The following is a 20776-nucleotide window of genomic DNA, read 5'->3' as shown; positions in this document are numbered from 1 at the left end:
GATGACCGCGTCCAACCCGAAACGACATTTCCTGCGCGGAACGCGTGATGCGCTTCCGTTTCTTCTGGTGATCATCCCCTTCGCCGCTCTGTTCGGCGTGGTGGCGACCGAAGCTGGACTGAATGTGGCCGAGGTTATGGGCTTTTCCGTTCTGGTCATTGCCGGGGCCGCGCAGTTCACCGCCGTTCAACTGATGACCGAGAACGCGCCGACCGTGATCGTGATCCTGACCTCGTTGGCCGTGAACATGCGCATGGCGATGTATAGTGCGTCACTGACGCCGTATCTGGGCAGCGCGCCGATCTGGCAGCGCGGATTGGTCGCTTATCTGATGGTGGATCAGGCCTATGCTCTGTCGCAAATCAAGTTCGAGATGGAGCGCGAGCTGACCGTGACCGAGCGGTTTGCCTATTACGTTGGAACCGTCGCGCCCTTGGCCCCCTTTTGGTACGCGGCAAGCTATGTCGGTGCGGTTGCAGGCGCGCAGGTGCCGCCTGAGTTTGCTCTGGATTTCGCCCTGCCGATTACATTCCTCGCGATGATCGCGCCCGCGTTGCGTACGATGGCGCATGTGGCGTCTGCCATGACCTCGGTCGTGTTGGCGCTGTTGATGGCGTGGATGCCCTATGGCTCGGGCCTATTGGTGGCGGCGATCGGGGCCATGATTGTGGGTGCTCAGGTCGAACTCTACATGGAACGGAGGGCCGCGTGATGGAAGAACTGAACCACACAACCGTTTGGTTTGTCATCTTCGCGATGGCGATTGGCAGCTTCCTGATCCGTTTCAGCTTCTTGGGTCTGATCGGGGACCGCCCGATGCCCGAATGGGTGCTGCGCCATCTGCGCTACACCCCCGTCGCCGTGTTGCCCGGCTTGGTGGCACCGCTGGTCCTTTGGCCTGACGCCACAGGGGGGAACCCCGATCCGGCACGTTTGGGGGCTGCTCTTGTAACGTTGGCTGTGGGGTATTTCAGCAAAAACGTTCTGGCCGCGATCCTGTCAGGGGCCGCGACGCTGTACGGGCTGTTGTATTTACTGGGATAACGCGGCTTAGATGCCCTGCGTGACGATCTTGCCACCCTTATGCGGGTCGTTGTCGCTGAAGGTCTTGGTGCGCACGCCGGGAAGTTCTTCAAACGCGTCCATGATCTTTTTCGGATAATAGCTCTGCGGAACAGATTCAAAGCCTGGCAGGCTGCGCAGGATGGCGCTTACGGACTGACCACAATGCGCCTTGGGGACCGCGCCATATTGCTCGGCTGCGCGTTTGGCCATTTCAGCGACCTGCGGCGAGACGACGATGTCCTGCCGCACCACGTCATAGGTCACGCGGGCATGGTAATCGATATAGAAATCCACTGCTCGCTCAGTCATGCCGTAAATCACGTCATGGCGCTCGGGCAGGTTGGGGTGGTTGAAAGTGCCGGCCGGGTCAAAGATCACGCGCTGCGATCCGTTGACCAAAAGCGCCGAGTGCGCCCCGGCACCTGAAGTCGTGGATACCACAGTAAACAAGGTGATGGTCGGAGGGCCATCATGCCGGTACACGGCATCCGCGACGGTTTGATCGCTGGCCCAGATGTTATCTGCGCCCCCGCAACCGGCAAGCGCGACGATCAACGAAAGCACCGCAAATAAGCGTACCATGAAACCCTCGAACCTGAACTGTGATGGGTGTGGTGGTCTTAGGCGCCAACCAGAGCCATGAACACCAGAACGGCCAGAATAACGATGACCGACCATTTGGTTACGTTGATGAAGCCCGCGTAAGTTTTTTCCTGGGCGCTGGTATCCATGGTGCCGTGCACGTGTTCAGCCATTGTTCAAATCCTGTTCTCAGTTTGCGTTTTGCACCGAATAACGGATTTCCGAGCCTCTGTCACGGCCCGGATTCCCATCGGTCTACAGTTTGCGTCTATTCTTCTTCCAACTGGGCCGCCAAGCGGAACCCGATGCGGTTCGGTTCGGCGTGGTCGACCTGTTTGGGTAGGGCGCGCAGCATCACCGACAACTGGCTGACATGCTGTACCAGTTGGGTTTTTGTGCCTTCGCCGTCGGACCCGTAATAGGTGATGATGTCCGGATCGAAATAGCCGATCCCCTCGATCCGCAGAACGCCCGCGTCGCCACCAGCAAAGCCCATCGCGATCTCGTGCTCGTTGTCCAGCTGCTCTTCGAAGTTCTTGATATAGAGAATCAAGCGCTCATAGGCCCATTGTGCGGGGCTTTTCTGCTCGACCGGGGTGTCTGCGACCTTGGCGGGCAGCGGTTGATCCTCGACCACGACCGGCCCAGATTCGCTGCAATCAGCAGTATGCGCACGCGGTTGGCGGGATTTGGCTTTGGGGGTCTCGTCGGACATTCAGGCACCATTCTTCGAAAATAACACAGTGCGAAGATTGCACAGCGAACGCTCGGCGTCACGTCACGAAATGATGAGCGGCACAAAACCGGCCTCATGTCGGAAACAGGACAGAAACGTATGGATGTCGCTGAAAACCTGACCGGAACGCAGGGAGGTTTTGCATGAAAATCGGATTTGTAGGGCTAGGGAATGTTGGCGGTAAGCTGGCGGGCAGCTTGTTGCGCAATGGCAAGGATCTGACGGTTCTGGATTTGAACCCCGAGCTTGTCGACGGCTTTGTGTCGCGCGGGGCCAAGGCGGCAGATAGCCCAGCCGCGTTGATGCGCGATTGCGACGTGGTGATCACCTGCCTTCCGTCGCCCGCTGCCTGCAACGCGGTGGTCAGCGAGATGTTGGACGAGGTATGCGACGGCAAGATCTGGCTTGAGATGTCCACCACCGACGAGGCCGAGGTGAAACGGCTGGGCGCCGAGGTCATTGCACGTGGTGGCGCGGCTGTGGATTGCCCGGTTTCGGGCGGGTGCCACCGGGCGGATACGGGCAATATCTCGATCTTCGCGGGCTGTGACCGCGCGACGTTCGAGCGGGTGTTGCCGATCCTGACCGTGCTGGGGCGGCGTGTGCTGCATACCGGAGAGCTCGGCTCGGCTTCGGTCCTGAAGGTGATGACCAACTATCTGGCGACGGCGAACCTGCTGACTTGCTGTGAGGCGCTGGTGACGATGAAAGCGGCCGGGTTGGATTTGGCGACCACCTATGAGGCGATCAAGATTTCGTCGGGCACGTCCTTCGTACACGAGACTGAAAGCCAAGTGATTCTGAACGGCTCGCGCGACATCTCTTTCACCATGGACCTTGTGAAAAAGGACATTGGCCTGTTTCAGGAGATTGCCGATCGGACCGGCGTACCCTTGGAAATCTCGCCCCTGATGATCGAGATCTTCAAGGATGGGATCACGCGTTACGGCGAGCGGGCACAGTCAGACGACATTATTCGCCGTTTGGAAGAAGCCACCGGGTTGGACATCACCGCACCCGGTTTCCCGGCCGAGATGGTGGATGACGAACCCGAAGAACCGGGATACGAGGTGGTGCCTGCGCGCGGTTAGACCGCGCGCCAGAGCCACGCGCCATCTTCCCGCTTGGTGCGGGTGGCGCGGCCTTCGTGGAGAAGGTGGTTCAGGTGGCCCACGGCCTCGACCAGTGCCAGCCCGTATTCCCCGCCCTTGATCTCGCGTTTGAAGAGCGGTGGGAAGCACTCGCCAGCGGTGTGCGGCTCCGCCAGGAACTCTTCCAACCGCCGAAGGGCGCTGTGATGGTTGTCGATCAGCTGGCGCATCCGCGTGGGCAGGCCTGTGAAGGGCAGCTTGTGGCCGGGCAGGACCAGTTGGTTTGGCGTGGCGTACTGCTTCAGACGCTCATTGGCCTCAAGCCAGTCGCCGACCGGGTCCGCATCTGGTTCGGTCGCATAGACGCCTAGGTTCGGGCTGATCGTGGCTAGCAGTTGATCCCCGCCGATCACCAATTCCCCATCCGTCGACCAAAGCGTCGCGTGCTCCGGCGCGTGACCATTACCGATGCGCACATCCCAATCACGCCCGCCAAAATGAATGCGACTGCCTTCCTTGATGCGTTTGAAGCCAAGGGGCATGTCGGCGACGATGTCGGCATAGTTGAAGGGGCGTTCGGTCAGGCGTTTCTCGTAAACCTCGCGGTCCATCCCCGCCGCGCGCCAATAGGCCAGCGTTTCGTCCACCGGTTCCATTTGTTCGTCCAGCAGCAACATGCGGGCAAAAAGCCACGCGGTGCGCGTGGTGACCAGTTCCGCGCCGTGGTCGCGCTGGAACCAGCCCGCCAGCCCCACGTGGTCGGGGTGGTGATGGGTGACAATCACGCGCACGACAGGCTTGCCGCCCAAGGGGCCTGCCAGCAACTTCTCCCAGATGCGGCGGGTCTTGCCGGTGTCAAAACCGGTGTCGACGATGGTCCAGCCCTCGGGATCCTCGAATGCGAAGACGTTCACATGGTCCAAGGCCATCGGCAGCGGCAGGCGGGCCCAGAGCACGCCTTTGGCCACCTCGATCACCTCGCCCTCACCGGGCGCGTCGGGGAAAGGAAAGTCCAGCTTTCCGGTCGTCAGGTCGCTCACGAGGCCAGATCTTCCGGGCTGAGTGCATAAAGACCAGCAGCACCTGCACGGGCTTGGGCGAACTGGGCCACATGCTCCGGCAGCAGGCGGTTGATGTGGAAACGGGCGAGTTCCGTGCGCGCGCCTTTGCCGCCTTCCGCAATCGCGGCCTTCAGGTGCATATGCGCGCCCAAGACACGGGCAAAGCCCATCAGGAAGGGCACAGCACCGGCGAAGCGGTCCTGCATATCGCCCTGTTCAACCATCCACTCAACGGATTCGCGCAGGTCTTCTGCGGCGGACCAGACGGCTTCGGACATGTTGGGGAACTGGGCGCGGGCGCCTTCGGCCTGAGCCTCGATTTCATCCAGCAGGCGGAAGGCGGCTTCGCCCCCGTCCATCATCTTGCGGCCCACAAGGTCCATCGCCTGAATGCCGTTGGTGCCTTCGTAGATCGCGGTCACACGGACGTCGCGGCAATACTGCGCGGCGCCGGTTTCTTCGATGAAGCCCATGCCGCCGTGGACCTGTACGCCCAGATGGCTGGCCAGAATGCCGGTCTCGGTCCCGTAGGCTTTGACAATCGGGGTCAGCAGGGCGGCGCGCGCCTTCCAGCTTTCGTCACCCGTTGCGGTGGCCATGTCGATGGCTTTGGATAGCGACAGCGCCATGGCGCGGGCGGCGAAGAGCTCGCAGCGCATCTGCGTCAGCATCCGACGCACATCGGCGAAATCAATGATCATGCCGGTGCCGTTCTCGCCCAGAGGCGTGCGGCCCTGCTTGCGCTCCTGCGCGTAGGCCAGTGCCTTCTGATACGCACCTTCGCCAGCGCCCAGACCCTGCACGCCCACACCCAGACGGGCGTTGTTCATCATGGTGAACATCGCGGCCATGCCCTTGTGCGGCTCGCCGATCATCCAGCCCTTCGCGCCTTCAAACGACATCACGGCCGTCGGGCTGCCGTGCAGACCCATCTTGTGCTCAAGGCTGACGACGCGCAGGTCGTTCTTCTCGCCGGGATTGCCGTCGGCATCGGGGATGAATTTCGGTACAAGGAACAGCGAAATGCCCTTGGTGCCCGCAGCACCATCAGGTAGACGCGCCAGAACAAGGTGACAGACGTTTTCGGTGATGTCGTTGTCACCCCAGCTGATGAAGATCTTCTGACCCGACACCGCATAGGTGCCGTCGCCATTGTCCACAGCCTTCGAGGTCAGCGCGCCCACGTCCGAGCCCGCCTGTGCCTCGGTCAGGTTCATGGTGCCGGCCCATTCGCCGGAAATGAGTTTCGGCAGATAGAGCGCCTTAAGCTCGTCCGAGGCATGGTGTTCAAGCGCCTCGATCTGGCCTTGGGTCATCAGCGGGCAGAGTTGCAGCGACAGGTTTGCCGCCGACATCATGTCATTCACGGCGGTCTGCAGGGTCAGGGGCAATCCCATGCCGCCATATTCGGGATCCGCAGCCATACCGACCCAGCCGCCTTCGGCAATCGCGGCATAGGCATCTGCGAAACCGGGCGAGGTGCGCACAACGCCGTTTTCCAACACAGCCGGGGTCAGGTCTCCGTCCCGATGCGACGGTGCCAGCTTGTCTTCGCACATCTTGCCCGCTTCGGTCAGAACGGCGGTCGCCATGTCGCCGGGGGCTTCGGCGAAAAGCTCGGTCGCGGCGATATCGTCATAGCCAATGATGTGGTCGAACAGGAATTGAAAGTCATCAGTTGTGGCGCGATAAGTCATGTTCGATCCTTGGCTTCGTGGACATTGGCCCTTAACAGGGCGTTGATGATCCCTTACCGAAGGTCATTTGAAGGGCAAAGGAAAACGCAGCGTCATGGCCGAGCGCGAGTTGAAAACCGAGCATTTGCAGGACGACGCGGGCGGGGTTGCCCGCGCGGCTGAACTGTTGCGCGCAGGCGGTTTGGTGTCCTTCCCGACCGAGACGGTCTATGGCCTTGGGGCGAATGCGGCGGACGACCGGGCGGTGGCGCGGATTTTCGAAGCCAAGGGCCGCCCGCATTTCAATCCGCTGATCGTGCATTTGCCATCGGTCGAGGCGGTGTCGGACTATGCCGAACTGTCGGGCGTTGCCCATGATCTTGCGATGGCATTCTGGCCGGGGCCTTTGACGCTTGTGCTGCCGTTGAAGCCCGATGGGCCTCTGTCGGCCTTGGTGTCCGCCGGGTTGCCGACCGTGGCAATCCGCGTGCCTGAGCATCCGCTGGCGCAACAGCTTCTGGTGGCCGCGGGTGTTCCCGTCGCCGCGCCCTCGGCCAATCCGTCAGGGCGGATCAGCCCCTCGACTGCGCAGCATGTGCTGGACGGGTTATCGGGCCGGATCGAGGCCGTGTTGGACGGAGGCCCCTGTGGCGTCGGGCTGGAAAGCACCATTGTCGGGCTGGACCCGGAACCCACATTGCTACGCCCCGGCGGACTGCCGGTCGAAGCGCTGGAGGCTGCGCTGGGTGGCCCGCTTGCGACGCGGGGGCAGGATGAGGCCATCAACGCGCCGGGTCAGCTTCAATCGCACTATGCGCCGAATGCGCGGATGCGGTTGAACGCGGACACTGTCGCGCCGGGTGAACGTCTGTTGGGATTTGGTCATGTAGATGCAGAACTGAACCTGTCGCCCTCGGGTGATTTGGTCGAGGCTGCCGCGAACCTGTTTGGCTATCTGCACAAGCTGGATGCAGAGGGCGATGCGCAGATTGCCGTATCCCCGATTCCCGATCACGGGCTGGGCCGTGCGATCAACGATCGCTTGCGCCGAGCGGCTGCGCCGAAAGATTAAGCGTGCCCGCCCTCGGCGGACAGAAGTAACGGATCAATCCCCAGCTTGGCCAGCGCGGCGGTCCATTTGGTATCGTCATCCGAGGCAAAGACAATCGCCTTCTCGGCATCACAGGTCAGCCACGCGTTTTGCTGGATTTCGTCTTCAATCTGCCCCGGCGACCATCCGGCATAGCCCAGTGCGGCCAAGGCCTCTTGCGGGCCTTCACCATGCGCCATCGCCTCAAGAATGTCGCGCGTCGCAGTCATCGAAAACACGTCATCCACGCGCAGCGTCGAATCGTCATTGTTATACTCGCCCGAGTGCAGAACAAACCCACGCCCGCCTTCCACGGGGCCACCGAAAAACACTTTACCCGCCTTAGTGATCGAGCTTGCGTCGATGTCCAGCTGCGCCAGCACATCGCCCAAGGACAGTTCAGCCGAAGGTTTATTGACGATCAGCCCCATCGCCCCTTCCGGCGAATGGGCGCACATGAAAACCACGGACTTTTCGAACCGTGGATCCCCCATTCCGGGCATTGCAATCAACAGCTTGCCGGATAGGTTCATTTCGGTGTTATCGGTGTCGCTCATACTTAATAGAAAAGCGGTCCGGCGGGTGCTTTGCAAGGGCTCGTCACAACTTATCCAGTTTTTGTGATTTTACATGTGGGATTTGCTGCCTATGTATTTAGGCATGACGATGAAACTCGCCTTTCTTGCTGCCTGCCTTGGGGCGCTGTCGCTGGGATCTCCGGCTACGGCGCAATCTGATTGGCCGCCTGCGCTTGAAGACGTGGCGCAGATCGACGTTCTGCCGGGATGGCGCGACGCGTCGGGTAACCATTTGGCCGCGCTGCGGGTGCGGTTGGCGGATGGCTGGAAAACCTATTGGCGCAGCCCCGGAGAGGCCGGCATTCCTCCAAGCCTTGATTGGCGCGGATCGGGCAATCTGGCGGGCGTGACTTTTCATTGGCCGGTGCCCGAAGTGTTCGAAACTTCAGGGATGCAAACCATTGGCTATTCACGCGAGTTGGTCCTGCCGATGAGCCTGACGCCCAACCAAGCAGATAAATCCATCACGTTGACCGGCAAGGTCAACCTTGGTGTGTGCAAAGATGTGTGCATGCCGATGGACGCCGAGATCTCGGTCACACTGCCTGCGGAAGCCACCAAGGCTGCGCGCCCGATCAAGCGTGCGCTGAACGCGCGGCCTGACACAGCTGCCGAGGCCGGGTTGCGCAAAGCCACCTGTCAGGTTGAACCGATCAAAGATGGTCTACGCCTGACCGCGCAGATCGACATGCCCCGCGTTGGTAAGGGCGAGGTCGTCGTGGTGGAAACCGCTGACCCCTCGCTGTGGGTGAACACCCTGTCGACGGAACGTTACGGTCGCGTTCTGACCACCGTGGCCGATCTTGTTCCTTTGTCCGGCAAGCCCTTCTTGCTGAATCGTTCGGACGTGCGCCTGACGGTGCTGGCGGCCGGGCGTGGCGTGGATATTCGCGGCTGCACCGGCGGCTAACACCTGTTAGCGCCTGAAACCGCCCACGGATGTCGCCAAACGGCCTTTCTGTGCCGTCTTTCCCATTGCGCCCACCCCGCACGCTTTCTATAGAAAACCCAACGAAGCCCATAGGGCCAGAGAGGTTGGCTGTCGACGATCGACCCAGATAGGGGATCAGACGCAGCGTCGTTGAAGGAAAGAGGCAGCCTCTTTGCGTCCGCTTTATGCGTGAAAGGATGCCGCATGACCCGTTTTGCTCTTGTTGTTCTTGGCCTTCTGGCCGGCCCGGCCATTGCCCACCCCAGCCATATCGGAGACGTCGCAGGACATGACCACATCGGGGCGATTATCCTGATTGGTCTGGCAGCAGCCATTGGCCTGTGGGCGGCGCTGAAGGGTCAGAAGGACAACGACGCCAAGGCAGAAGATGCCGAAGCAGACGAGACTGACGAACAGCCGCAGGAGGCATAACTCGTGTCGAAAATTGGTGTGATGATTTGCGGGCACGGCTCGCGTAGCCAGGACGCTGTGGATCAGTTCGCAGTCCTAGCGGAAAAGCTGCCTGCTTATTTCCCGGACGACTGGGTGACCGACTACGGTTATCTGGAATTTGCCAACCCGGTGATCCGCGACGGTCTGGACCGCCTGCGGGAAGCGGGTTGCGATCGAATTCTGGCCGTGCCGGGCATGCTGTTTGCCGCGATGCACACCAAGAACGACATTCCGACGGTTCTGAACTCCTATGCTGAAAAGCACGGGATCGACGTGACCTATGGCCGCGAGCTGGGCGTAGACCCCAAGATGATCGCCGCCGCCGGTGCGCGTATTCAGGAAGCCGTCGACGCTGCCAATGCCGAAAAAGGCGAGGTGCCGCTGGAAGAGACCTGCCTTGTGGTCATCGGCCGTGGTGCCTCGGACCCCGACGCCAACGGCAACGTCGCCAAAGTGGCGCGTCTTTTGCAGGAAGGCATGGGCTTTGGCTGGCTCGAGGTCGGCTATTCCGGCGTGACCTTCCCACTGGTTGAACCCTGCCTGAACCACGTGACCAAGCTGGGCTACAAGCGCGTCATCGTGTTTCCGTATTTCCTGTTCTCGGGCATCCTGATCGACCGGATCTATGGTTTCACCGACAAGGTGGCCGCCGAAAACCCGGGCATCCATTTCGTCAAAGCCGGATACCTGAACGATCATCCGAAAGTGCTGGAAACCTTCGCCGAGCGTGTGACCGAGCAGCTGGGCGACGTGCGCCCGCCGAACTGCGGCACCTGTGGCTATCGCACGCAGGTTCTGGCGATGGACGGTGGCGAGGCCAAGACCATCCCAGTCGAAGAGCGCGAAAAGCACCCCGCTTTTGCTGACGTCCCGCCGCCCACCTGCGTCATGTGCAAATACCGCGTGGAAGTTCTGGGCTTCGAGGCCGAGGTCGGCGCCATTCAGGAAAGCCACCACCATCACGTCGAAGGGCAAGGGGCATCCGCACCCGGCTCGAACGTGGCGGATTGTAAGTTGTGCGACACGTTCTGCACAGGCGAATGCCGCCTGTATATGGGGCATCACCATCATCACCACGATCACGGCCATGACCACCATCATCACCACGATCATGATCACGTGCACGCCGAATACCCCCATGCAAAACACCCGCATGGCCCAGAATCGGCACGCTCGAAATGAGCACGGGCCGTCCCCCTCTGCGCTATGAACGCGACCCGATGGCGATCTATGCCGAAAGCTTCGCGACCCTGCGCCGCGAAGCCCGGCTAGAGCGGTTCCCGGGCGGCATGGCGGCTTTGGCGACCCGCGTGATCCACGCCTGCGGTATGGTCGAGGTGGCGGACCGTCTGGCGTTCTCTCAAAACGCCTATGAGGTCGGCCACGAAGCGCTGAAATCCGGCGCGCCTATCTTTTGCGACTGCGAGATGGTGGGCGCGGGGATCATCCGCCGTTATCTGCCCGCCGAGAACGAGGTGATCGTCACCCTGAACGACCCGCGCACGCCGCCTCTGGCGAAAGAGATCGGCAATACCCGTTCCGCCGCCGCGGTCGAATTGTGGGCGGACAAGCTGGACGGCGCAGTCGTCGCCGTGGGCAACGCGCCCACCGCTTTGTTCCACCTGCTCGAACTGATCGACGCAGGTGGCCCGAAGCCTGCCGTGATCCTTGGCTTCCCCGTGGGCTTTGTCGGCGCTGCCGAAAGCAAGGCGGAACTGGCCAACGACTCGCGTGGCTGCGAATTCGTTGCCCTGCGTGGACGACGTGGTGGCTCGGCGATTGCATCCGCTGCTGTAAACGCGCTGGCAGCGGGGCTGCCCGAGGAAAACGCATGACCCAACCTTGGCTGCATATCATCGGCATCGGCGAAGACGGTGTGGACGGGCTGGCGCCTGCAACCCGCGCGGTTCTGGATGCGGCCGAGGTCATCGTGGGCGGCAAGCGCCATCACGAGATGCTGGACACACAGGCCGAGCGCCTTGCCTGGCCCTCGCCCTTCAACAGCTTGATTTCCGAACTGGAAGCGCGACGCGGCAAGCGCGTGGCCGTGCTGGCGACGGGGGATCCTTTGTGGTTCTCGGTCGGGGCCAAGATTGGCCGTCATTTCGATCCGTCCCAGATCGTTTTCCACCCGCAGGTGGGTGCCTTCCAACTGGCTGCGGCTCGCATGGGCTGGTCGATGGCGGATCTGGAAACCCTGACCGTGCATGGCCGCCCGGTCGAACAGATGATCGCCTTCATCCAACCTGACGCGCGGTTGTTGGTGCTGACCACGGGGTCCGAGACCCCCGGCCAGATCGCCGCCTTCCTGACCGAACGCGGCTTTGGCAAATCCCGCATGACGGTGCTGGCACATATGGGCGGCGACAAGGAAGCGCGGTTTGATGGGCTGGCGGAAAGCTGGAACCACGACGTGCCCGAGTTCAATACGCTGGCGGTTGAGTGTGTTGCGGCCCCTGATGCCGCGCTTTTGCCCCGCGTGCCGGGGCTGGCGGACGAGCTGTTCCAATCCGACGGCACCATGACCAAGCAAGAGGTCCGTGCGGTCACTTTGGCAAAGTTGATGCCGATGCGTGGCGCTTTGCTGTGGGACATCGGCACCGGCTGTGGCTCGGTCGCTGTGGAATGGATGCGCGGGGCACGCTATGCCCGCGCCATCGGGATTGAACCCAAGCCTGAACGTCGCGCTATGGCGGCTGCGAACGCGCTGGCGCTGGGTGTGCCTCGGCTGGAGCTCGTTGACGGCATAGTCCCCGCCGCGCTGGAGGGCCTCGACGCGCCTGACGCCGTGTTCATCGGCGGAGGCCTGACCGAAGAAACCTTCGACGCTGCGTGGGCCGCGCTGCGCCCTCTGGGTCGTCTGGTCGCCAACGCCGTCACCATCGAAAGCGAAATGTGTCTGACTGCGCTGCACAAAAAACATGGTGGACAGCTGGTGAAACTGTCCGTGGAACGCGCAGAAGCGCTGGGGGCGCTCTCTGGCTGGAAACCTCTGCGCCCCGTCACCCAATGGAGCCTGATTAAACGATGAACGGAACCCTTTACGGGATCGGCCTTGGCCCGGGAGACCCCGAGCTGATGACGCTGAAGGCTGCGCGCCTGATTGCTGCGGCCAAGGTTGTGGCCTACCCGGCGCTCGAACGTGGCGACAGCTTCGCGCGGTCCATCGCCGCCGACCTGATCGCGGAAGACGCCGATGAGATCCGCATCCCCGTCCCGATGAGCGTCGAACGCGCGCCTGCCCAAGCCGCCTACGACGCGGGTGCGGCCCAGATCGCCGAACGTCTGGAAGCGGGCAACGATGTGGTCGTGCTGTGCGAGGGTGACCCGTTCTTCTATGGCTCGTTCATGTATCTCTTCGCCCGCCTGTCCGACCGGTTCGACTGCGAGATCATCCCCGGCGTGACCTCGATCACCACGGTAGCTGCACGGGCGCAGAAGCCCTTGGTCGCGCGCAACGAACGCCTGACCGTGCTGCCCGGCCCGCTGGACGAAGCTGAACTTCGGTCGCGGATCGAAGGCGCAGAGTCGGTGGCGATCATGAAAGTCGGCCGCCACCTGCCCAAAATCCGTGGCGTAATTGAAGACCTCGGCCTGACCGCGAAAGCCACCTATGTGGAACGCGCCAGCCTGCCGGAAGAGGTCGTGCTGCCCCTGTCCGAAGCGCCTGAAAAGGCCCCATATTTCTCGATGATCCTGCTTGCGAAAGGAACCGACCCATGGCTGTAACGCCTGTTGTTATCTGCTTGAATGCTTCAGGCGAACCTCTGGCCCATAAGGTCGCTGCCCTGCTGGGCGCGCAGGTGCATGGCCGCGAAGGCCGCGTCGAAAAAGCCGATGCGTTCTTCCCCAACGCGCTGGATCACGTGCGCATGTTGTTCGCCGCTGGGACGCCGATTGTTGGCGTTTGCGCGGCAGGCATCCTGATCCGCGCCGTGGCGCCGATCCTTGCCAACAAACTGGCGGAACCGCCCGTCGTGGCCGTGGCAGATGATGGCTCGGCCGTGCTGCCGTTGCTGGGTGGTCACCGTGGGGCCAACCGTCTGGCCAGCCAAATTGCCGCCGACATTGGCGCGACTGCTGCCGTCACCACCGCAGGCGATGTGTCGATGGGCGTTGCGCTGGATGAGCCGCCCCTAGGCTACCGCTTGGCCAACCAGAAAGACGCCAAGGAAGCCATGGCAGAGCTGCTGTCCGGTGCTGGCGTGTCCATCGTGGGCGAGAACATCTTTGACATCGAAGACGCAGGCGGTTCGGTCGAGCTGGTCGTGTCAGAAGCACCGGTTGAGACAGGCCCGACCCGTCTGGCCTATCACCCACAACGCTTCGCGCTGGGCGTGGGTTGTGCACGCAACGCGGACCCCGAAGAGCTATGGCAGAACGTGTTCGAGCAACTGGCCGCTGCCAATATCGCACCCGAGGCAATCGCCTGCGTCACCTCGCTGGACCTGAAAGCCGACGAACGCGCGATGAACGATCTGGCGCGCCGCCTGGGTGTGCCGTTCCGCGTGTTCTCCGCCGAAGAGCTGGAAGCCGAGACCGCGCGTCTGGCCAACCCCTCGGACGTGGTGTTCGAAGAGGTGGGCTGTCACGGCGTGTCGGAAGGCGCTGCGCTGGCCGCCGCTGGTCCGGACGCCGAACTGGTTGTCGAGAAAGTCAAAACCGCCAACACCACCTGCGCCATCGCCCGTGCGCCCGAGCCGATCACCGAGATGCGCGGCCGCACCCGTGGCAAGCTGTCCATCGTCTCGATCGGGCCGGGACAGCACACATGGCGCACGCCTGAAGCCAGCCACCTGCTGCAAGAGGCCGAGGAACTGGTGGGCTATGGCCTTTACATCGACCTGATCGGCCCGTTGGCCGCTGGCAAAACCCGCTCGGATTTCCCGCTGGGTGGCGAAGAAGATCGCTGCCGTTACGCGCTGGAGCAAGCTGGCAAGGGCAAAAACGTCGCGCTGGTCTGTTCGGGTGATGCGGGCATCTATGCGATGGGCGCGCTGGTCTATGAACTGCTGGACCGTACCGCCGAGGAAAAAGGCGTGACCGATGCAGCGCGTCGGGTCGAAGTTGTCTCCACCCCCGGCGTGTCCGCGCTGCAGGGCGCAGCCGCCCGTGCAGGCGCACCGTTGGGCCACGACTTCTGCGCCATTTCGCTGTCGGATTTGCTGACCCATCGCGAGGATATCGTGAAGCGTCTGCATGCCGCTGCCGAGGGCGACTTCGTGATCGCTTTCTACAACCCCGTCTCGATGAAGCGCCGCACCCTGTTGGCCGAAGCCCGCGACATCCTGCTGAAGCACCGCCCGGCAGATACGCCCGTGATGCTGGCGTCCAATCTGGGCCGCCCGACCGAAAACATCCGCTATCGCCGTCTGGACGAATTGCAGGTGGACGAGGTCGATATGCTGACCGTGGTGCTGGTGGGTTCGTCGAACTCGCGTCTGGCGCAACTGGGTGAAGGCCCGCGTATGTTTACCCCGCGCGGCTATGCCCGCCGCATTGATGGAGACCTGTCATGACCGTCTATTTCATTGGTGCCGGCCCCGGCGATCCCGAACTTCTGACCCTGAAAGCGCAGCGCATCATCGGCGAATGCCCGGTGTGTCTGTACGCAGGCTCTCTGGTCCCGCCGCAGGTCGTTGCCTGTGCACCCGAAGAAGCCAAGGTCATGGACACCGCGCCCATGACGCTGGACGATACGCATGCCGAGATCAAAGCCGCCCACGAGCGTGGTGAAGACGTGGCCCGCGTACATTCCGGCGACCCGTCGCTGTACGGCGCAATCGCGGAACAGATCCGCCGCCTGAACGCGGATGGTATCGACTATCAGGTCATCCCCGGCGTACCCGCTTATGCCGCTGCTGCGGCTGCTCTAGGGCAGGAGCTGACCATCCCCGAGATTGCGCAATCCATCGTCCTGACGCGGATGTCGATGCAGTCGACCTCGATGCCGGAAGGCGAAACGTTGGAGAACTTCGCCAAGACCGGCGCGACGCTGGCCATCCACTTGGCCGTGCGCAATATGCGTGAAATCGAGCGTGTGCTGACCCCGTATTATGGCGAGGATTGCCCGGTGGTCGTCGCCTATCGTGTCGGCTGGCCGGACGAGATGTTCATCCGTGGCACCATCGCCGACATCCGCAAAAAGGTCCGCGCCGAAAAGATCACCCGCACCGCGTTGATTCTGGTCGGTCCTGCGCTGGATCGTGGTCGGGACTTCAAGGATTCCGCGCTCTATGATCCCGAAAAGCCCCACGTTCTGCGCCCTGTGGTGGGCGTCGATCTGGTCGAGGATCATAATACCTGATCTAAATGCGTTGATCTAAATATGGTGGCGGGACGTATACTCTATGTCCCACACATGAGGCTTTCATGAGCACGTCCCGCCCCGCCATCCTTCTGTTTCGCAATGATCTTCGCCTGTCAGATCATGCAGCCCTGACCGCCGCCTGTGCGGATGGTCGCCCCGTGATCTGCCTCTATGTGAATGATCCCCTCGCCGCCGATCCCATGGGCGCGGCGCAGCAGTGGTGGTTGCACCATTCCTTAACCGCCTTGTCGGCGCAGATCGAGTTGCTGGGCGGGCAATTGGTGCTGCGCTCGGGTCCGACGCAGACGGTGCTATCGCAGGTAATCGCAGAGACAGGCGCGGACGAGGTGCACTGGTCGCGTCGCTACACCCCTAATGCGGTTGCCGCCGACACTGTTCTGAAAACGCAGCTGAAGTCGGATGGCATCCGGGCTGAAAGCCACGCCGGGCGGTATTTGTTCGAGCCGTGGCAGGTCGCCACCAAATCTGGCACCCCCTACCGTGTCTTCACCCCGTTTTGGCGGGCGTGTCTGGCGCAATTGGATCAGGTCTCGCCTGCCTTGCCGATCCCTTTGGGCCTGACATTCTATCGCCACCTGCCGAGTGATGACTTGCCCGATTGGGGATTGCTGCCAACGCGTCCCAACTGGGCGGCGGGGTTTGGCCCCCATTGGACTCCCGGCGAGGCCGGGGCGTTTGCGCGGTTGGACCAATTCCTGTCTGCGCGGGCGCAAGGCTATGCCGAGGGGCGGGACTTCCCGGCCGTGGCGCACGTCTCGAACCTGTCCCCGCATCTGCAAATGGGTGAAATTACCCCGCGCCAGATTTTGGCCAGCCTGCACCGCGCCGAGGTGACCGGAGATGTCGGCGACCGGGACGCGACCAAGTTTTTGGCCGAGGTCGGCTGGCGCGAATTCGCGGCCTATCTGCTCTATCACACGCCCAGCCTGCCCGAGGTCGAGTTTCAGCCGAAATTCGTGCCCTTCCCGTGGCGGGATGCGCCGGATGATCTGGCCGCGTGGCAACGTGGGCAGACCGGATATCCGATCGTGGATGCCGGCATGCGCGAGCTGTGGCAGACCGGAACGATGCACAACCGGGTGCGGATGATCGTGGCGTCGTTCCTGACCAAGCATCTGCGCATTGACTGGCGCGCGGGGCAGTCGTGGTTCCATGACACGTTGCTGGACGCGGATGTGGCGTCAAACGCAGCCAGTTGGCAGTGGGTGGCGGGTTGCGGGGCAGATGCCGCGCCCTATTTCCGCATCTTCAATCCCATCACACAGGCCACGAAATTTGACCCGACCGGCGCGTATATCCGCAAGTGGGTGCCAGAGCTGTCAGCCCTTCCAGACCGTTATCTTGGTGCCCCGTGGCAGGCGCCCGAGGCTGTGCTGCTTGGGGCGGGCGTACGCTTGGGGACGACCTATCCCCACCCGATCGTGGACCATGCCAGCGCCCGCACGGCGGCGCTTGATGCGTTCGGCGGGCTCTAGTCTGGGGTGCGAATGTCACTCAAGATTAACACTCCGTTTACTTGACCGAGACATATCTTGTGCCATGATAGTCATCTGCGATCAGAGGGGACGAACCGTGGAATATCTTCCGAAAGAGGTGCGTGAGGGACTGGAGGCCGCGCGCAAGAAAGACCTCAAGAAAAAGAGCCGTTTGCGCATTCGCGTGAATGAAGAGGTGTTCCCGGTGCTCAAGTTCTGGGAGACCGGGTTTGCCTTGGACGCCGAACGCGCCCCGCATTTGCGCGGGCTGGTCGACCTGTATGACGGGTCACGGCATCTTTACCAATGCCTGATCATCGCCTCGGAAGAGGAAGAGGGTCAGATGAAATACGAATTCAAGCGCAAGGCCGAAGCGCATGACGCCGTGCCGCGGGATTATGCCCGCGAAGACAATGCGCCGGTTGCCCTGATCGAAGGGCAGTAACGGCGAAAGAAAACAAAAGGCCCGCGCGGATCGGTTCTGCGCGGGCCTTTGTGTTTGTTACTGCAGGTCTGCGAAGGCGCGTTGCATGCGCTCGATGGCGTCCTCGACCCGTGCGCCTTGGGTGGCCAGATTGAAGCGCTGGAACCCCTCGCCTCCGGCACCAAAAGACGGGCCGGGGCTGACTGCGATCTTGGCGTCATCGCGAATGCGGGCAATCACTTCGTCATGGGTCATGCCCGTGCCCGAGAAATCAACCCACGCCAGATAGGTCGCTTCAAGCGGCATGGAGCGCACGCCGGGGATGGCATTGATCGCGTCGTCGAACATCTTGCGGTTGCGGTCCAAATGCGCGATCTGGGCGTCCACCCATTCCGCTCCCTCGGGTGAATAGGCAGCCGTGATCATCGATACGGCCAACATGCCGGGCGCATAGTCCATCTGATAGAGTTTCCCGCGCATATCGTTACGCAGATCATCGTCAGGGATGATCATGTTGCCCGTGCGCTGGCCCGCGATGTTGAAGGTCTTCGAGGCCGCAGTCAGCGTGATCAGGCGCGGAAGTGCCTCGGGTGCCGCGACGGCGGTCGGTACGAATTTATGGCCCGGATAGACCAGATCCTGATGGATCTCGTCCGACACCAGCAGCAGGTCATTCTTTTCGGCGAACGCAGCGACGGCTTTTAACTCGGCTTCGGTCCAGACCCGACCCGAGGGGTTCTGCGGTGAACACCACAGGATCATCTTTTCACTGCCGGTCAGACGCGACTGCGCGTCTTCCAGATCCAACTCATAGCGGTCACCAACGCGCTTCAGCGGGCATTCGACCACTTTGCGCCCGTTCTTGCCGATTTTCAGGGCGAACTCGTGATAGACCGGGGTGAATATGATGATGCCGTCGCCGGGCTGCGTAAACGTTTGCAGACACAGGGCAATCGCGTTGCCAAGCCCTTGGCTGGACAATACCCAATCCGGGTTCACGTCCCAATTGTGACGGGTACGCATCCACCAGGCGACGGCCTCTTTATAGGCGTCATATTCCCAGGAATAACCAAAGACTCCATGTTCAACTGCTTTACGGGCCGCTTCGATCACGCAAGGCGCGGTTTCATAGTCGCTGTCGGCCGTCCACATCGCCAGCCCGTCTTCCGGCGACACGCCAAACAGCTGCTCCATCTTGTCCCATTTCGAGGAGTGCGTGCCCCGGCGCTCGGTCATCTTGTCGAAATTCATGGTGTCTCCTTCGGCATGGCGTTTGGGGGCACGTTAGCGCCTTTGGCGGCGGGTGCAAGCCAGCCATTGCACGAAAGGGGCGCATGTCCTACATGCAGCATATGACCATCAAACCGATCCTCATTCACCCCGACCCGCGCCTGAAAAAGGTGGCCGATGCCGTGCCGGACTTGTCCGATGACTTGCGGACGTTGGCCGATGACATGTTGGAAACCATGTATGACGCGCCGGGCATTGGGCTCGCCGCCCCGCAGATCGGCGTTTTGAAGCGCCTGATCGTGCTGGATTGCGTGCGGGACGAAGACGAACCGCACAACCCACTGATCATGTTCAACCCCGAGATCATACAGTCCTCGGACGAGCTGAACGTGTATGAAGAGGGCTGCCTGTCGATCCCGGATCAGTTCGCAGAAGTCACCCGCCCGAAAGAGGTTCGCGTGCAGTGGCTGGACCGCGATGGCAACCCGCAAGAGCGCGACTTTGATGGTCTCTGGGCGACCTGCGTGCAGCACGAGATCGACCACCTGAACGGCAAGCTATTCATTGATTATCTGAAGCCGCTGAAGCGCCAGATGATCACCCGCAAGATGCAGAAATTGAAGCGCGAGCTGGCCCGGTCGTGACCCACCGCCCCTATGTGAAATACCCGCATAAATGCCTGCGCACGGCAGCCGAGCCGGTCGAGGCCGTAACGGACGAGATCCGCGCCATCTGGGACGAGATGATCTTTGCGATGGATTCGATGCCCGGTGTGGGGCTCGCGGCCCCTCAGCTGGGGATCATGCTGCGCTTGGCGGTTGTGGATGCATCCGACGAACGCGGGCAAGCCGTGCGCATGGCGAACCCGGAAATCCTGCACACCTCGACCCAATCGCGCGAGCATGAAGAGGCCAGCCCGAACCTGCCCGGCGTCTCTGCCGTGATCAGCCGCCCGCGCGCCGTGACCGTGCGGTTCCTGAACGAGGCAGGCGAGGTCGAGGAACGGGATTTCGTGAACATCTGGGCCACGTCCGTGCAGCACCAGATCGACCACCTGAACGGCAAAATGTACGTGGATCACCTGTCGAAGGTGAAGCGCGACATGCTGGTGAAGAAGGCAAGGAAACTGGCGCGATGAGACTGGTCTTCACGGGCTCGCCTGACTTCTCGGTTCCGGTGCTTGAGGCGCTGGTCGAGGCAGGGCATGACATCGCCGCCGTTTACTGCCAGCCGCCCCGTCCAGCGGGTCGCGGCAAGAAAGACCGCCCTGGTCCAGTCCATGCGCGGGCGTTGGAGCTGGGGCTGGAGGTGCGCCATCCGGTGTCCTTGAAAGGGGCCGAAGAGCAGGCGGATTTTGCGGATCTGAACGCAGATGCTGCCGTCGTTGTCGCCTATGGTCTGATTCTGCCGCAAGCCATTCTGGATGCGCCGACGCATGGCTGCCTGAACATCCACGCCTCGCTTCTGCCGCGTTGGCGCGGAGCTGCGCCCATTCACCGTGCGATCATGGCGGGCGACGCGGAAACGGGCATTTGCATCATGCAGATGGAGGCCGGTCTGGATACAGGCCCCGTCTTGCTGCGCGAAGCCACGCCGATCGGGGCCGAGGAAATCACCGCGCTTCTGCATGACCGTCTGGCTGCCATGGGATCGCGGATGATCGTTGACGCTCTGGCACGGTTGGATGATCTGACCCCCGAGGTGCAGGCCGAGGACGGTGTGACCTATGCCGCCAAGATCGACAAGGCCGAGGCGCGGGTGGATTGGACCAAACCGGCCGCCGAAGTGGATCGCCTGATCCGTGGCCTGTCGCCGTTCCCCGGCGCGAAATGCGATATGGCTGGCGAGCAGGTGAAGCTTCTGGCCTCGCGTCTGGCGGATGGAAACGGCGCACCCGGACAGGTTCTGGACGGGCTGACCATCGCTTGCGGAGAGGGCGCCGTGCAGATCCTGCGCGCCCAGCGTCCCGGTAAACGCGCGATGGAGGCCGAAGACTTCCTGCGCGGTTTTGACATGCCTGATCACGTCGCGTGAACCTTTCAATTCACGCGCG

The 20776-nt window shown here is 62.1% G+C and carries 24 protein-coding genes; 17 read left to right on the top strand and 7 right to left on the bottom strand.

What is annotated here, in order from left to right; all coding sequences use genetic code 11:
* The first annotated feature begins 1 nt into the window (after nt 1).
* Both EOL43_RS06335 and EOL43_RS06330 read left to right on the top strand, forming a co-directional pair.
* Nucleotides 2-712 (top strand): AzlC family ABC transporter permease, encoded by a 711-nt coding sequence (locus tag EOL43_RS06335; protein ID WP_133486685.1) that lies wholly within the window; start codon nt 2-4, stop codon nt 710-712.
* The gene (locus tag EOL43_RS06330) at nt 712-1044 is read left to right on the top strand and encodes an AzlD domain-containing protein (protein ID WP_133486683.1); all 333 of its coding nucleotides are present in this window, start codon (nt 712-714) and stop codon (nt 1042-1044) included. Before EOL43_RS06335 ends, EOL43_RS06330 begins: the two co-directional genes overlap by 1 nt.
* A gap of 6 nt (nt 1045-1050) precedes the next feature.
* Here EOL43_RS06330 and EOL43_RS06325 read toward each other — a convergent pair whose 3' ends face one another.
* The 3 genes from EOL43_RS06325 to EOL43_RS06315 all read right to left on the bottom strand — a co-directional run bounded on the left by EOL43_RS06325 (nt 1051) and on the right by EOL43_RS06315 (nt 2362).
* Complete coding sequence (locus EOL43_RS06325) at nt 1051-1647, bottom strand: hypothetical protein (protein WP_133486681.1); 597 nt, start codon at nt 1645-1647, stop codon at nt 1051-1053.
* Between the two features lie 38 nt (nt 1648-1685).
* Nucleotides 1686-1820 (bottom strand): aa3-type cytochrome c oxidase subunit IV, encoded by a 135-nt coding sequence (locus tag EOL43_RS06320; RefSeq protein ID WP_133486679.1) that lies wholly within the window; start codon nt 1818-1820, stop codon nt 1686-1688.
* Between the two features lie 95 nt (nt 1821-1915).
* Nucleotides 1916-2362 carry a DUF6173 family protein gene (locus tag EOL43_RS06315; RefSeq protein ID WP_240686481.1) on the bottom strand — a complete coding sequence of 149 codons (447 nt, stop codon included), beginning with the start codon at nt 2360-2362 and terminating at the stop codon, nt 1916-1918.
* Between the two features lie 164 nt (nt 2363-2526).
* On the opposite strand from EOL43_RS06315, the gene EOL43_RS06310 reads away from it, so the two are divergent.
* The gene (locus tag EOL43_RS06310) at nt 2527-3474 is read left to right on the top strand and encodes an NAD(P)-dependent oxidoreductase (protein ID WP_133486677.1); all 948 of its coding nucleotides are present in this window, start codon (nt 2527-2529) and stop codon (nt 3472-3474) included.
* Here the strand turns inward: EOL43_RS06310 and EOL43_RS06305 are convergent.
* Nucleotides 3471-4514: an MBL fold metallo-hydrolase gene (locus EOL43_RS06305; protein ID WP_420867499.1), complete on the bottom strand. Its 1044-nt coding sequence runs from the start codon at nt 4512-4514 to the stop codon at nt 3471-3473. The two genes, EOL43_RS06310 and EOL43_RS06305, sit on opposite strands and share 4 nt — an antisense overlap.
* Nucleotides 4511-6232 carry an acyl-CoA dehydrogenase family protein gene (locus tag EOL43_RS06300; RefSeq protein ID WP_133486675.1) on the bottom strand — a complete coding sequence of 574 codons (1722 nt, stop codon included), beginning with the start codon at nt 6230-6232 and terminating at the stop codon, nt 4511-4513. Before EOL43_RS06300 ends, EOL43_RS06305 begins: the two co-directional genes overlap by 4 nt.
* A gap of 94 nt (nt 6233-6326) precedes the next feature.
* Here EOL43_RS06300 and EOL43_RS06295 point away from each other — a divergent pair, with 94 nt between their 5' ends.
* Nucleotides 6327-7283, top strand: coding sequence for an L-threonylcarbamoyladenylate synthase (locus tag EOL43_RS06295; RefSeq protein ID WP_133486673.1), 957 nt, complete (start codon nt 6327-6329; stop codon nt 7281-7283).
* Here EOL43_RS06295 and EOL43_RS06290 read toward each other — a convergent pair.
* Complete coding sequence (locus EOL43_RS06290) at nt 7280-7858, bottom strand: YqgE/AlgH family protein (RefSeq protein WP_240686480.1); 579 nt, start codon at nt 7856-7858, stop codon at nt 7280-7282. The two genes, EOL43_RS06295 and EOL43_RS06290, sit on opposite strands and share 4 nt — an antisense overlap.
* A gap of 103 nt (nt 7859-7961) precedes the next feature.
* Between EOL43_RS06290 and EOL43_RS06285 the strand changes: the two genes are divergently transcribed.
* From EOL43_RS06285 to EOL43_RS06240, 10 genes are all read left to right on the top strand, one after another.
* Nucleotides 7962-8789, top strand: a complete 828-nt coding sequence (locus EOL43_RS06285; protein WP_133486671.1) for a protein-disulfide reductase DsbD domain-containing protein — start codon at nt 7962-7964, stop codon at nt 8787-8789.
* A gap of 225 nt (nt 8790-9014) precedes the next feature.
* Nucleotides 9015-9242: a DUF6732 family protein gene (locus tag EOL43_RS06280; protein ID WP_133486669.1), complete on the top strand. Its 228-nt coding sequence runs from the start codon at nt 9015-9017 to the stop codon at nt 9240-9242.
* A 21-nt stretch (nt 9243-9263) separates the two neighbouring features.
* A complete protein-coding gene (locus tag EOL43_RS06275) occupies nt 9264-10445 on the top strand; it encodes a sirohydrochlorin chelatase (RefSeq protein WP_133487054.1) in 1182 nt (393 codons plus the stop codon).
* Nucleotides 10442-11098 (top strand): precorrin-8X methylmutase, encoded by a 657-nt coding sequence (locus EOL43_RS06270; protein WP_133486667.1) that lies wholly within the window; start codon nt 10442-10444, stop codon nt 11096-11098. Before EOL43_RS06275 ends, EOL43_RS06270 begins: the two co-directional genes overlap by 4 nt.
* On the top strand, nt 11095-12294 hold the full coding sequence (gene cbiE, locus EOL43_RS06265) for a precorrin-6y C5,15-methyltransferase (decarboxylating) subunit CbiE (protein WP_133486665.1): 1200 nt from the start codon (nt 11095-11097) through the stop codon (nt 12292-12294). The genes EOL43_RS06270 and cbiE overlap by 4 nt, the downstream gene beginning before the upstream one ends.
* Entirely contained in the window at nt 12291-12992 is a 702-nt protein-coding gene (gene cobI / locus EOL43_RS06260) for a precorrin-2 C(20)-methyltransferase (protein WP_133486663.1), read from the top strand. Before cbiE ends, cobI begins: the two co-directional genes overlap by 4 nt.
* Complete coding sequence (gene cobJ, locus EOL43_RS06255; protein WP_133486661.1) at nt 12983-14782, top strand: precorrin-3B C(17)-methyltransferase; 1800 nt, start codon at nt 12983-12985, stop codon at nt 14780-14782. The genes cobI and cobJ overlap by 10 nt, the downstream gene beginning before the upstream one ends.
* Entirely contained in the window at nt 14779-15570 is a 792-nt protein-coding gene (gene cobM / locus EOL43_RS06250) for a precorrin-4 C(11)-methyltransferase (protein WP_133486659.1), read from the top strand. Before cobJ ends, cobM begins: the two co-directional genes overlap by 4 nt.
* 65 nt (nt 15571-15635) lie before the next feature.
* Complete coding sequence (locus EOL43_RS06245; protein ID WP_133486657.1) at nt 15636-17069, top strand: cryptochrome/photolyase family protein; 1434 nt, start codon at nt 15636-15638, stop codon at nt 17067-17069.
* Nucleotides 17070-17166: 97 nt separating this feature from the next.
* Nucleotides 17167-17514 carry a hypothetical protein gene (locus EOL43_RS06240; RefSeq protein WP_240686479.1) on the top strand — a complete coding sequence of 116 codons (348 nt, stop codon included), beginning with the start codon at nt 17167-17169 and terminating at the stop codon, nt 17512-17514.
* Nucleotides 17515-17571: 57 nt separating this feature from the next.
* Here the strand turns inward: EOL43_RS06240 and EOL43_RS06235 are convergent, their stop codons facing one another.
* A complete protein-coding gene (locus EOL43_RS06235; RefSeq protein WP_133486653.1) occupies nt 17572-18744 on the bottom strand; it encodes a MalY/PatB family protein in 1173 nt (390 codons plus the stop codon).
* Between the two features lie 101 nt (nt 18745-18845).
* Between EOL43_RS06235 and def (EOL43_RS06230) the strand changes: the two genes are divergently transcribed.
* Genes def (EOL43_RS06230) through fmt form a run of 3 tightly spaced genes read left to right on the top strand, consistent with a single transcriptional unit; the run spans nt 18846 to nt 20757 of the window.
* Nucleotides 18846-19367, top strand: a complete 522-nt coding sequence (gene def, locus EOL43_RS06230; RefSeq protein ID WP_133486651.1) for a peptide deformylase — start codon at nt 18846-18848, stop codon at nt 19365-19367.
* A complete protein-coding gene (gene def, locus EOL43_RS06225) occupies nt 19364-19861 on the top strand; it encodes a peptide deformylase (RefSeq protein WP_133486649.1) in 498 nt (165 codons plus the stop codon). Before def (EOL43_RS06230) ends, def (EOL43_RS06225) begins: the two co-directional genes overlap by 4 nt.
* Entirely contained in the window at nt 19858-20757 is a 900-nt protein-coding gene (fmt, locus tag EOL43_RS06220; RefSeq protein WP_133486647.1) for a methionyl-tRNA formyltransferase, read from the top strand. Before def (EOL43_RS06225) ends, fmt begins: the two co-directional genes overlap by 4 nt.
* Nucleotides 20758-20776 lie beyond the last annotated feature (19 nt).

The sequence above is a fragment of the Aliiroseovarius marinus genome (assembly GCF_004360145.1).
Classification (GTDB): Bacteria; Pseudomonadota; Alphaproteobacteria; order Rhodobacterales; family Rhodobacteraceae; genus Aliiroseovarius; species Aliiroseovarius marinus.
This window is presented reverse-complemented; position numbering and strand designations above follow the sequence as displayed.